11 protein-coding genes are annotated in these 12,140 nt (G+C 37.4%); 3 read left to right on the top strand and 8 right to left on the bottom strand.

All coding sequences use genetic code 11. From position 1 onward, the window contains the following. Nucleotides 1-39 precede the first annotated feature (39 nt). The gene (locus tag V6R96_RS12060; RefSeq protein WP_223560004.1) at nucleotides 40-951 is read left to right on the top strand and encodes an ABC transporter ATP-binding protein; all 912 of its coding nucleotides are present in this window, start codon (nucleotides 40-42) and stop codon (nucleotides 949-951) included. A 6-nt stretch (nucleotides 952-957) separates the two neighbouring features. After that, nucleotides 958-2,268, top strand: a complete 1,311-nt coding sequence (locus V6R96_RS12055; RefSeq protein WP_336378822.1) for an ABC transporter permease — start codon at nucleotides 958-960, stop codon at nucleotides 2,266-2,268. Nucleotides 2,269-2,440: 172 nt separating this feature from the next. Here the strand turns inward: V6R96_RS12055 and V6R96_RS12050 are convergent, their stop codons facing one another. The 8 genes from V6R96_RS12050 to V6R96_RS12015 all read right to left on the bottom strand — a co-directional run bounded on the left by V6R96_RS12050 (nucleotide 2,441) and on the right by V6R96_RS12015 (nucleotide 10,192). Next, a complete protein-coding gene (locus tag V6R96_RS12050) occupies nucleotides 2,441-3,109 on the bottom strand; it encodes a porin family protein (protein WP_111956632.1) in 669 nt (222 codons plus the stop codon). A gap of 20 nt (nucleotides 3,110-3,129) precedes the next feature. Continuing rightward, nucleotides 3,130-4,002 carry a succinate--CoA ligase subunit alpha gene (gene sucD / locus V6R96_RS12045; protein ID WP_111956630.1) on the bottom strand — a complete coding sequence of 291 codons (873 nt, stop codon included), beginning with the start codon at nucleotides 4,000-4,002 and terminating at the stop codon, nucleotides 3,130-3,132. Nucleotides 4,003-4,093: 91 nt separating this feature from the next. Continuing rightward, nucleotides 4,094-4,996 carry an LpxD N-terminal domain-containing protein gene (locus V6R96_RS12040; RefSeq protein ID WP_111956628.1) on the bottom strand — a complete coding sequence of 301 codons (903 nt, stop codon included), beginning with the start codon at nucleotides 4,994-4,996 and terminating at the stop codon, nucleotides 4,094-4,096. 70 nt (nucleotides 4,997-5,066) lie between these two features. Next, on the bottom strand, nucleotides 5,067-5,630 hold the full coding sequence (gene efp, locus V6R96_RS12035; protein WP_040997887.1) for an elongation factor P: 564 nt from the start codon (nucleotides 5,628-5,630) through the stop codon (nucleotides 5,067-5,069). Between the two features lie 46 nt (nucleotides 5,631-5,676). Further along, complete coding sequence (lpxA, locus tag V6R96_RS12030) at nucleotides 5,677-6,471, bottom strand: acyl-ACP--UDP-N-acetylglucosamine O-acyltransferase (RefSeq protein ID WP_111956625.1); 795 nt, start codon at nucleotides 6,469-6,471, stop codon at nucleotides 5,677-5,679. After that, complete coding sequence (locus V6R96_RS12025) at nucleotides 6,472-7,869, bottom strand: bifunctional UDP-3-O-[3-hydroxymyristoyl] N-acetylglucosamine deacetylase/3-hydroxyacyl-ACP dehydratase (RefSeq protein ID WP_111956623.1); 1,398 nt, start codon at nucleotides 7,867-7,869, stop codon at nucleotides 6,472-6,474. It lies immediately after the preceding gene. Then, on the bottom strand, nucleotides 7,862-8,893 hold the full coding sequence (gene lpxD, locus V6R96_RS12020) for a UDP-3-O-(3-hydroxymyristoyl)glucosamine N-acyltransferase (protein ID WP_111956620.1): 1,032 nt from the start codon (nucleotides 8,891-8,893) through the stop codon (nucleotides 7,862-7,864). Before lpxD ends, V6R96_RS12025 begins: the two co-directional genes overlap by 8 nt. Nucleotides 8,894-8,965: 72 nt before the next feature. Then, nucleotides 8,966-10,192, bottom strand: a complete 1,227-nt coding sequence (locus V6R96_RS12015; protein WP_336378823.1) for an HD domain-containing protein — start codon at nucleotides 10,190-10,192, stop codon at nucleotides 8,966-8,968. Between the two features lie 254 nt (nucleotides 10,193-10,446). On the opposite strand from V6R96_RS12015, the gene V6R96_RS12010 reads away from it, so the two are divergent. After that, a complete protein-coding gene (locus V6R96_RS12010) occupies nucleotides 10,447-12,090 on the top strand; it encodes a S41 family peptidase (protein WP_336378824.1) in 1,644 nt (547 codons plus the stop codon). The last annotated feature ends 50 nt before the right edge of the window (nucleotides 12,091-12,140 follow it).

The raw sequence follows: 12,140 nt of genomic DNA, 5'->3' as shown, positions 1-12,140 counted from the left end.
CTTTAAGGACTTTTTATACTCATTGTTAAAAACAATTTAATGCTTAAAGCTGAACATATCAGAAAGACCTATAGTGCCGGGAAGAAAGTAGCATTGGATGATTTCAGCATCCATGTACCACAAGGCAGTATTTATGGTCTTCTAGGCCCGAATGGAGCGGGAAAAACTTCCTTCATCCGTATTATCAATCAAATTACCCAGGCGGATTCCGGAGATGTATTCATTAATGGAAATAAGCTTAATCCCAGCCACATCAGAGACATTGGTTATATGCCTGAAGAAAGAGGACTGTATAAGAACATGAGCGTGGGCGATCAGATCCTTTATTTCGGGGAACTGAAAGGAATGAGTAAGAATGATGCTCTGAACGAAGCCAAGAAGTGGTTTGAAAAACTGAACATCGACCAGTGGTGGAAAAAGAAACTTTCGGAACTTTCGAAAGGGATGGCACAGAAGATCCAGTTTGTAGTTACGGTTCTTCACCGCCCGCATCTTCTGATCCTTGATGAGCCCTTTTCGGGTTTTGATCCGGTAAATGCCAACTTAATTAAAGACCAGATCATTGATCTTAAAAATAATGGAACTACGATCATTCTTTCTACCCACAGAATGGAAAGTGTTGAGGAAATGTGTGATTATGTAGCGCTGATTAACAATTCTAAAAAGATTATTGACGGAAGAGTATTTGATGTAAGGGAAAAATTTAAGAAGAATATTTTTGGAGTCACTCTTTCTGAAGTAGATGAAATAAAATTTGAGAATTTCAAAAACAGCTATGATATTTTTAATTTCTCTAATGAAAACAATATGGTTTCTTTCGATCTGAAAAATGAAAGCAGGCAAAATGATATTCTTCTGGACCTTGTCAACGTAGGAAAAGTAAGATCATTCGACGAAAGAATTCCGAGCATGAATGAAGTGTTTATTAATGCTGTAAGTAACCATTCTTAATTTTTTATGAACAATATTTTTTTAATTACAAAAAGGGAGTTTCTTACGCAGGTTAAGAAAAAATCCTTCATTATATTAACATTGCTGGCTCCTCTTTTACTGGTTGGGTTTGGAGCAGTGATCGGATTAATGTTTAAAGCCAACGAATCCCACAGCATTATTGAGGTTGTGGATAAAAGCGGGCTTTTCAAAGGCCAGCTAAAATCTAATGATAAGCTGAATTATGTATTTGTTTCTACAGCGGATGAGAAAGCTAAGATCAATAACCTGAAGGATAATGAATCTCTGGATGGCATCCTGATCCTTCCCGAATTGAAAGATCATGACTATACCGGACTTGAAAATAGTACAAGACTCATCGTCAATGTCAAAATGGGCCTTGATACGAAACAGAAGATCGTTTCTGATATTACGGATGTGATCAAAAAGGAAAAAATCAAGCAGCTCGGTATTGAAGAAGCCCAACTGAACAGCCTTGACAAAGGTTTTACTTTAAAAACCATTAATGTTTCTGATAATAATAAGGAAGATTCTGATCTTGCTTTTGGGGTAAAAAGCGGTCTAAGCATCCTTTTGATGTATGTAACTTTCATGTTCATTATTATCTATGGAGTAAGGGTTATGAGAAGCGTTCTTGAGGAGAAAAACAACCGTGTGGTAGAGATCATTATTTCATCTGTGAAGCCGTTTGAGCTGATGATGGGTAAGATATTAGGGGTAACACTGGTTGCTTTGACGCAGTTCCTGATCTGGATCTCCATGTCTGTTATAGGTGCATTGGTTTTAAATACCGGATTTTCTTCTTTCCAAAAGAACATTCCGGGAGGCAATGAGGAGATTGCCAGTAAGCTGGATATTGCCCAGATCGCAACACAGGTCTCACACAGTTTACTGGAACTGAATTTCCCGCTGATCATTTTTGTATTCATCGTATTTTTTCTTTTGGGATATATTTTTTACAGTTCCATTTATGCAGCCATTGGCTCTGCAGTAGATAATGAAACTGAGACACAACAGTTCACCTTATTTGCTATTTTACCGCTTACCTTAGGAATGTATGGAAGCTTTTCCCTGATGAACAATCCTGACGGTCCGTTAGGCTTCTGGCTGTCTATTATCCCGTTTACCTCTCCGGTTGCCATGATTGCGAGAATACCTTTCGGCGTTCCTGCGTGGCAGATTGCTTTGTCTATTGTATTATTGCTGGGAACTACCATTCTTATGATATTCCTTGCCGGAAAAATCTATCGTGTAGGGATTTTGATGTATGGGAATAAAGCGACTTTAAAGGAGATCTGGAAGTGGATCAGAGGTTAATAAACTCATAGATGGAAGTCTGAAGAAGGAAGATGGAAGTTTACCGGAAGTGATTCCGGTTGTTCTTGGTATTCTTAATAACTTTTCTCTTCCAACTTTATACTTCTATTAAAAACAAAAATCCCGGAAATTAAAATTTCCGGGATTTTTTATCATTGAATAACGAGTTATTCTATTTGAAGATATAGCTTAAGCTAAGGCTGATCACCTGCTCGGACTTTTTCTTATCAGAACCTCCTTTTTCTTTTGCAAGATCAGGATAAGTATCTGAAAGACCTAAGTCATATTTAAGAGCTACTTCCAGCTGTCTTTTATAGCTATAACCAACTCCTAATCCTAAAGCAAGGTTAAAGCTTGATGCTTTTCCACTTACTGACGGATATAGAGGATCGGTAACATCCGGATCATAATATGGTCTGCTTATAGGAGCATTTTTAACATTCTGACTCATCAAAAAGTTAAATCTTGGTCCTATCATTCCAAAGAATTCTGATTCTGCTTCAGAAAAATATCCTTTAAAATAGATAGGTACGCTCAGATAATTGTTACCATATACTGCATCATAACCATCTTTTCCTTTAGCATCTTTATCTTTTCCGGTTTCTCCTGCACCGTAATACACGACTTCGGGCTGTATAAAGAACTGGTTAGCTTTTCCTACGGGGATAAGAGCTAAAGCTCCACCCTGGAACGCGAATCTTGGACCAGAAGGGTTATGGGCATTTCTTACTCTGGAGTAATTACCTCCTGCCGTGACACCAAATCTTGTATTTGCAAAATCAATTTGGGCAAACGACAGAGTTGAAAGGGCCAATGCTGAGGTTAATAAAAGTTTTTTCATATGTTTTGTTTTTGTATGTCTTATCCTAGAACTTTAGCAACTGTAACACCGATATCTGCAGGAGAATCTACAACGTTGATTCCGTTTTCTCTCATGATCTGCATTTTTGCCTGAGCAGTATCTTCATCACCACCTACAATAGCACCAGCATGTCCCATAGTTCTTCCTTTAGGAGCAGTCTGTCCGGCAATAAATCCTACAACCGGCTTAGTAGATCCGCTGGCTTTATACCATCTTGCAGCTTCAGCTTCCAATCCACCACCAATCTCACCGATCATTACTACCGCTTCAGTTTCAGGGTCATTAATGAATAGTTCCAAAGCTTCTCTTGTAGTAGTACCAATGATTGGATCACCACCAATACCGATTGCTGTAGAAACACCGTAACCAGCTTTTACAACCTGATCAGCAGCTTCGTAAGTAAGAGTACCTGATTTTGAAACGATACCTACTTTACCTTTTTTGAAAACGAATCCTGGCATAATACCAATTTTAGCTTCTTCAGAAGTAATGATTCCCGGACAGTTTGGACCGATTAATCTGCAGTCTCTGTCAGCGATGTAAGATTTTACTTTCACCATATCCGCTACAGGAATACCTTCAGTAATACATACGATAACTTTGATACCTGCCTCAGCAGCCTCCATGATCGCATCAGCAGCGAATGCAGGTGGTACGAAAATGATACTTACATTGGCTCCAGCTTTTTGAACGGCATCAGCTACTGTATTGAATACAGGCTTTCCTAAATGCTCAGATCCTCCTTTTCCCGGAGTAACTCCTCCCACTACATTGGTTCCGTATTCAATCATCTGGCCCGCATGGAAAGTACCTTCGTTCCCTGTAAATCCTTGTACAATTACTTTAGAATCTTTGTTTACTAAAATTGACATTTTATTGATGTTTTAATTTATTTAAATATTTTATTAATGCTCACAAATTTACTTATTTTTCTTTGATTTTAGACAAAACCAAGTGAATAGTTTATTTGAGATTTCTCAGCTTTACTTCTTTTTTCAAATAGCCTTTGAAATCTTCTGCAAACATCCCAATATAGGTTCCTTTTTTAAGATCTCTGTTGACTCCTGTTTTACCAAGAATAACAGATCCGCTTTCAATTTTATTTCCGGAAGCGATGCCTACCTGTCCCCAAAGTGTTACTTCATCTCCTATGACACAACAGCCTGCAATTCCCACCTGTGATGCAATGAGACATTTTTTTCCGATAACGGTGTCGTGTCCTATCTGAATCTGGTTATCTAAAACAGAGCCCTCCCCGATTACGGTAGAATCCGTAACGCCTCTGTCTATCGTACAACCATTTCCAATTTCTACATTGTTTTCGATGACTACATTTCCAACCGAAATAAGACGGTCAAAATTTCCATTCAGCTTTCTGTAATAAAATGCATCACCTCCTAAAACCGTGTTTGACTGAATGACAACATTATCACCAATTACCGTTCTGTCTCCAATAACAACGTTTGGAAAAATTAAAGTATTTTTTCCGATCACAACATTATTTCCGATAACAGCCGTACGATGGATCTTTGTTCCCTCACCGATTTCTACGTCGTGAAGTTCCTCAGTGAAATTATATATTCTTGTAAAGTGGGTATTGATCTTATTAAAATCTCTGAAAGGATCATCAGAAACCAGAAGTGCTTTTCCTTCCGGACATTCTACCTTTTTGTCGATCAGAATAATCGTTGCTGCAGAATTTAATGCTTTATCATAATATTTCGGGTGGTTGACAAAAACAATGTCACCCGGCTTAACCATATGAATCTCATTGGTTCCCAAGACTTCAAAGTCTTCAGGGCCAACAAATTCTGAGCCTATTAAATCGGCAATAGTTTTGAGCTTTTGTGGAGAATGGAATCTCATAACAATTGGTTTTCTTATAAAAACAAAATTCGGACTGCTGATGCAAACCGAATTGATGTAAATTTTATTATTATTTTACTCTTTCTAAGTAGCTGCCGTCTTCTGTACTTACTTTAATTTTGTCTCCCGGCTCGATAAATAGAGGAACCATCACTCTGGCTCCGGTTTCAACGATTGCGTTCTTAAGAGCATTGGTAGCTGTATTTCCTTTTACTCCCGGATCAGCTTCAACAACTTCCAGGTAAACAGACTGAGGAAGTTCAGCAGAAAGCGGCGTTTCGTCAGCTTCTTTCAGAATGATCGTTACTTCTTCTCCTGCTTTCATGAACTGTGAATTTTCAATCATTTCTTTGTTCAAATATAATTGAGAGAAATCATCATTATTCATAAAGTGGAATCCGTTCTCATCATCATAGAGATACTGGAACTTTCTGGTGATTACTTTTACTTCGTCAATTTTATGTCCTGCAGAGAAAGTATTATCAATCACTTTCCCGTTAGTTACTGACTTTAATTTTGTTCTTACGAAAGCAGGTCCTTTCCCCGGTTTTACGTGAAGAAATTCTATTACTTTAAAAATATCGTTACTGTACTCAATGCAAAGTCCTTTTCTGATATCGTTGCTTGTTGCCATTAATTTATGTTATCTTTTATTTTAGTTTTTTACTTCAGGTAAAGTATTAGTTACTTTCCTTGGTTGTTCCGTATCCTTTTACAATACCTCTTGGTGAGTTTTGGATAAACTGAAGGATTTCATCTCTTTCAGCAGTTGGAAGCATTTCTTTTTCAATGTAAGTTACAGCCTGAGAAACGTTCATTTTCATTTGGAAAATTGTTCTGTAGATCTTTTGGATCTCAAAAATTTTCTCATTAGTAAACCCTCTTCTTCTCAAACCAACCGAGTTGATTCCTGCATAAGACATAGGCTCTCTTGCTACTTTTACATAGGGCGGAATATCTTTTCTTACCAGAGTTCCTCCGGAAATCATTACATGTTTCCCGATTTTACCGAACTGATGCACAGCACTAAGACCTCCCATTACAGTATAGTCTCCAATTTCTACATGTCCTGCAATACCGCAACCGTTTACAATGATAACATGATCTCCGATCACACAATCATGTGCAATATGAGAAGTTGCCATGATAAGGCAGTTTTTACCGATTTTAGTAAATCCGAGAGCTTTTGTTCCTCTGTTTACGGTAACGCATTCTCTGATTGTTGTTTCATCACCGATAATTACCTGGGTATCTTCACCATCAAACTTTAAATCCTGAGGAATTGCAGAAATTACCGTTCCCGGAAAAATTCTGCAGTTTTTACCTATTCTGGCTCCATCCATGATGGTAACATTAGGACCAATCCAAGTTCCTTCTCCGATCTCCACGTCCCCTGCAATTGTAGTAAACGGTTCTACAATAACGTTTTTGCTGATTTTTGCACGTTTATCTACGGCGGCTAATTGATGAATCATTTAATCAACTTTATTTTTTGCAACTTGAGCCATTAACTCTGCTTCTACAGCCACTGTGTCTCCCACATATCCGTATCCCTGCATATGTACAATTCCTCTTCTGATAGGCTCTATCAGTTCAATTTTGAAAATCATTGTATCTCCGGGAACTACTTTTCTCTTGAATTTTACTTTATCTATTTTAATAAAATAAGTGGAGTAATTTTCAGGATCCGGAACGCTGGCCAATACAAGGATACCTCCTGTCTGTGCCAAAGCTTCCACTTGTAATACTCCTGGCATTACAGGCTCTTTGGGGAAATGTCCTACAAAGAAAGGCTCATTCATGGTAACATTTTTCAGGCCTACTACGTGGGAATCTGAAAGTTCAAGAATTTTATCGATCAATAAGAACGGTGGTCTGTGCGGCATAAGACGCATAATTCCGTTGATATCAAAAACCGGCTCTTTGGTTAAATCAAAATCCGGAACATTTTTTTTCTTTTGCAATTTCCACTGTCGGTTCAGTTTTTTCGCAAACTGGGTGTTCACATAGTGTCCCGGTTTGTTCGCAATTACTTTACCTTTTATTTTTACACCAGCCAATGCCAAATCGCCAATTACATCGAGTAATTTGTGTCTTGCAGCTTCGTTGGGATAGTTTAACGTAAGATTATCAAGAATACCATTCGGTCTGATAGAAACGTTATCTTTTCCGAATGCTTTTTTCAATTTTTCTGTGGTGTCAGGTGTAAGATCTTTATCCACATATACAATAGCGTTTGAGATATCTCCGCCTCTGATCAAACCGTGATCTAAAAGCATTTCCAATTCATGCAAAAAGCTGAATGTTCTTGCAGAAGAGATCTCGTCTTTAAATTCTGAAATATTTTTAAGGGTAGCATTTTGAGTTCCCAAAACTTTAGTTCCAAAATCTACCATAGTAGTCACTTCATAGGTATCCGAAGGAATAATGGTAATTTCTGATCCCGATGCAGGGTCTGCATAGCTCAGCACTTCTTTGATGACCAGGTATTCTCTGGCAATACCCTGTTCTGCAATTCCTACACTTTCAATAGCTTCTACAAAGAATTTGGAAGATCCATCTAAAATTGGCGGCTCGGAGGCATCCATTTCAAGAATGGCATTATCAATATCACACCCTACTAATGCAGCCAAAAGGTGTTCACAAGTAGTAATTTTTACACCTAATTTCTCTAATGTTGTTCCTCTTTCTGTCGCTACTACATAATTAACATCAGCTTCTACCTGAGGATGTCCCTCCAGATCTGTTCTTACGAACACAAAACCTGTATTTTCTTTAGCTGGTTTAATGGTAAGTTTTACTTCTTTACCTGTATGAAGGCCAATTCCAGAAAGTGTTACTTCTTTCTGGAGTGTTTTTTGCATATCACTCATTAGTTTTATCTTTTGAGATATCCTCAAGATTATTTATTCTCTTTACAATTTCAGTGAAATTTCTGAAATGGACATAATTTCTAAGATAGTCATTGTAGCTTATCGCCGGGGACCCATACAATGTTTCTTTATCATTAACACTGGAATTCACACCACTCTGAGCCTGAATTTTCACCTGGTTCCCAATTTTAATATGGCCAACCACTCCTACCTGTCCACCGATCTGATTCCAATCTCCAATTGTAGTAGATCCTGCAATTCCGGCCTGTGCCGCAATAACGTTATTCTGCCCGATCTTCACATTATGTGCGATCTGGATCAGGTTATCGATCTTTGTTCCTTTTCCGATAATGGTAGACCCTATTGTAGCTCTGTCGATGCTGCAGTTTGAGCCGATCTCTACATCGTCTTCGATAATCACGTTTCCTAGCTGAGGAATTTTTTTGAATCCTTCTGCAGTAGGCTGAAAGCCGAATCCGTCGCCACCTACAACCGTATTGGAATGGATCACACAATTGTCTCCGATAATACAGTAGTCATAGATTCTGGCACCGCTGTCGATTTTACAGTTTTTACCAATCTTAACTCCTTTCCCAATATAGACCTGCGGATAGATCTGAGAACCTTCTCCAATCTTAGCTTTCTCCGAAACATAAGTAAATGCTCCGATATAGGCCTTTTCTCCAATTACTGCAGTCTCATGAATAGAAGAACCGGTTTCGATTCCCTCTTTTCTTCCCTGCATTTCCTGGTACAGATTCATTAAAACCTGGAAAGAAAGGTAGGCATCCTTTACAACAATTAAGGTAGGATTATAATCAACTTTATCTATAAGTTTTTCCGAAACAATAATAACGGAGCATTTTGAGGTATTTAAAAAATGTGAAAATCGATCCTGTGCTATAAAAGAAAGATGTCCTGATTCACCATTCTCAATTGGTGAAACCCCTGTAATAACCGTACTTTCGTCGCCTATTATTTGTCCGTCAATAAAACTTGCAATTTGCGAAGCTGTAAATTCCATATTCTGCAAAGATAAGAAATTCTGTAATTCGCAAACATTTTTTGATTTTAGGAACGTGAATTTTAAGATTATTTAAGATATTATGTGGGAAATATCTCTTGGAAAGGTAAGAATATACCGGGCAGTCTTGTGTACCATAAGCCCAGACAATAACTGGTCCTGTGACTCTTCTAACCTAATCTTTTTACCGTTTTTCTGGAGTAAATAAATTGGCTGTTTTTTGGTGTCATAAGGCAGTAATTTTCTTTTAATCTCGTGTACAAGCTCTTTTCCATTATTGATTCCGAAAAATTCATTGGTGTTTTTTATTTTTTCCTCAATAAATTTTCGTTTGAAAGGACGTGTTGAGATAACCGTTTTCGGAAGGTTTCGCTGGATCACACATCTGCACCAATAGGAAAGAATAAAGTCTTCTGAATCCTGCCAGGATTTCATCGCATGAATTATATCATTGTCATCAAGTTGCGTAAATCTATAAATATCTTCATCGGTAGCAGAACTTTTTCCACGATTCAGAAAATATTTCAGGTTTTCCCCGGCAGGCAGATCCATCCCTTCGGAAATCAGATATTTGGCTCTTTCCAGGATCTTAACTAAAAGAAACTCTGCCAATGCCGATGTTTTATGATAGTATACCTGCCAATACATGAACATTCTGGCTGTCAGAAAGTTTTCAATGGAATAGACTCCTTTGGCATCAATAACTAACTCGCCCTCGCTGCAGACATTCATCATGGAAATGATTCTTTGGGTATTGATGTTTCCTTCAGAAACACCTGTGAAAAAGCTGTCCCTGTTCAGATAATCAAGCCTGTCGACATCAAGCTGAGATGAAATAAGTTGGTTAAAAAACTTTTTATGATATTTTCCCTGAAACATTTCGATAGCTATAGAAAGCTGCCCGTCAAATTCCTCATTCAACTTATTCATTAACAGCAGTGAAAGTTTTTCGTGATGCCAGTCGTCCATCAGCATGTTTTCCAATGCATGAGAGAAAGGCCCATGACCAATATCATGCATCAGGATGGCAAGCATGGCTCCTTTTTCTTCCTCTTCAGTAATTTTAACTCCTTTCTGGCGTAGGGTTTCTAATGCCGTAAACATCAAATGCATCGCTCCCAAAGCGTGATGGAATCTTGTATGGGTGGCTCCCGGAAAGATCAGATTCAGAAGTCCGGTCTGTCCGATTCTGCGCAGTCTCTGGAAATAAGGATGCTCTATAATGTCAAATAAAATTTCGTGTGGGATTCTGATGAAACCATGAACGGGGTCGTTAATGATCTTTAGCTTATTCTGCATTGAAACTTTGGTATTAGTAAACAAAGTTAGGGATTTTAAATTTTAAGCATGATAAATTACTATTAAAGAATTCAAACTTGAGAAAACATATTATCTGCATGGCCCATGAAGTAATTATTTGTGATACTTGTGAAGATATGTATGTGAGTTATGTTTTTATTTTAACCACAGACTACACAAATTTACACAGATGTTTTTCGCCATATTCTGTTTTAAACATATATCTTTGATAGCATAAATAATGCTTCATTTTAATGAGAAAAATTTCTCTTTTCATCTTATTTTTTTTCAGCTTACATTTTTCTGCGCAGTCATTATCTGAAACTCAAAAATTAGAATCACTCTGTAAAATCTGGGGATTTTTAAAATACTATCATCCCCGTGTTGCAAAAGGAGAATTTGATTGGGATCAGCAGCTTTTTCAAAAAATTGAACAGCTTGAGCATATCCAGGATAAAAATCAGTTGAACGAATTATATTCCAAATGGATCAGCAGTCTTGGAAAAGTGGAGGAATGTAAAAAATGCTCAAAAGAAGATAAAACGAAAATATATTTTCTGAAAAACTTTGATCCAGGCTGGATGAGTAATGAACAAATATTCAGTAAAGCAGTAACCCAACAGCTATTGTTTATCCAAAACAACAGAAATTCAGGCAGCAGTCATTATTTCGGAAAAGGTGGAAAAAAGGTTTACTTTAAGAATGAAAATTCATACGGTTCACAATTCACTTCAAAAGAAATCGGTCTTCTGGAACTGTTCAGATACTGGAATCTGGTAGAATACTTTTTCCCATACAAGTATCAAACGGATCAGAACTGGAATGATGTCTTAACGGAAATGATCCCAAAGTTCCTCAATATTAATAATGATGAAAGCTATCATTTGGCTCTTGCGGAACTGGTGGCAAAAATTGATGACTCGCATGCTTTTCTTTATTCACCTACCTTCAATTCCCATCAATATGGGAGACGAAAAGTTCCTGTGGAATATATTTATGCAGAAGGAAAACTGGTGGTAACAAAGATCATTAAAAATAAATTGAACGAAGAAACATTTTTGAAAACCGGAGATGTCATTTACGACGTCAATGGGCGGACAATTCCTCAGATGATCAACAGTTTTGGAAAATATATTCCGGCTTCCAATTCCTGGGGGAAGATTTCAAAAGTGAAACATCTTTTTCTTTTCAGTAATAATGATTCTATTGCCTTAAAAATAGAGCGCAACGGACAAAACCTTGCTGTTACTGCCAAAACCTATCTTCTTAAAGATATTGTCAGGGAAACACCAACTGTTCAGCCGAAGTGGAAATTTCTGGATGAAAGTAAGAAAACAGGCTATGTCAATATGGGTAGTATTGAAAAAAGTGACCTGAACGATATGTATAGGGATTTAAAAAAAACAACATCCATTATTTTTGATCTCAGAAATTATCCTAAACAGACCATTTTTCCTTTAAGCAAGCTGATTCTTCCGGAAAAATCAATTTATTATCAATTTAATTTCCCGGAGACGGATTATTTAAGTAAATTTTATAGCGCAAAAAGCAGCATCGGCAGAAAGAATCCGGATTACTACAAAGGAAATGTTGTGATCTTAGTGAATGAGAATACACAGAGCCAGGCAGAAACCACTGCTATGATGTTTAAGCAGCACCCAAAAGCTAAGGTGATCGGGAGTAATACTTCGGGAGCCAACGGGGATGTGATCAGATTTAAAATTGCGGATCTGGATACCTGTTTTACAGGACTGGGAGCATATTATCCTGACGGAAGGGAAACTCAAAGGATAGGAATTATCCCTGATATTGTCATAAAGCCCACTATAACGGGCATAAAGGAAGGAAAAGATGAAGTTCTGGAAAGAGCTTTAAATTATATAAAGACCGGTTTTTAAATGAATTGAATATCAATAATAATGGCAGGATTTTCATTTAACTAATATTT

It is taken from the genome of Chryseobacterium sp. CCNWLW53, from assembly GCF_037083525.1.
In the GTDB taxonomy this organism is placed as follows: domain Bacteria; phylum Bacteroidota; class Bacteroidia; order Flavobacteriales; family Weeksellaceae; genus Chryseobacterium; species Chryseobacterium lathyri.
This window is presented reverse-complemented; position numbering and strand designations above follow the sequence as displayed.

Excerpts from the sequence above, each read along its gene's own strand:
- V6R96_RS12010 (WP_336378824.1), top strand. The coding sequence starts at position 10,447 with ATGAGAAAAATTTCTCTTTTCATCTTATTTTTTTTCAGCTTACATTTT.
- sucD (WP_111956630.1), bottom strand. The coding sequence starts at position 4,002 with ATGTCAATTTTAGTAAACAAAGATTCTAAAGTAATTGTACAAGGATTT.
- V6R96_RS12025 (WP_111956623.1), bottom strand. The coding sequence starts at position 7,869 with ATGAGTGATATGCAAAAAACACTCCAGAAAGAAGTAACACTTTCTGGA.
- lpxA (WP_111956625.1), bottom strand. The coding sequence starts at position 6,471 with ATGATTCATCAATTAGCCGCCGTAGATAAACGTGCAAAAATCAGCAAA.
- efp (WP_040997887.1), bottom strand. The coding sequence starts at position 5,630 with ATGGCAACAAGCAACGATATCAGAAAAGGACTTTGCATTGAGTACAGT.
- V6R96_RS12040 (WP_111956628.1), bottom strand. The coding sequence starts at position 4,996 with ATGAGATTCCATTCTCCACAAAAGCTCAAAACTATTGCCGATTTAATA.
- V6R96_RS12050 (WP_111956632.1), bottom strand. The coding sequence starts at position 3,109 with ATGAAAAAACTTTTATTAACCTCAGCATTGGCCCTTTCAACTCTGTCG.
- V6R96_RS12055 (WP_336378822.1), top strand. The coding sequence starts at position 958 with ATGAACAATATTTTTTTAATTACAAAAAGGGAGTTTCTTACGCAGGTT.
- V6R96_RS12060 (WP_223560004.1), top strand. The coding sequence starts at position 40 with ATGCTTAAAGCTGAACATATCAGAAAGACCTATAGTGCCGGGAAGAAA.
- lpxD (WP_111956620.1), bottom strand. The coding sequence starts at position 8,893 with ATGGAATTTACAGCTTCGCAAATTGCAAGTTTTATTGACGGACAAATA.
- V6R96_RS12015 (WP_336378823.1), bottom strand. The coding sequence starts at position 10,192 with ATGCAGAATAAGCTAAAGATCATTAACGACCCCGTTCATGGTTTCATC.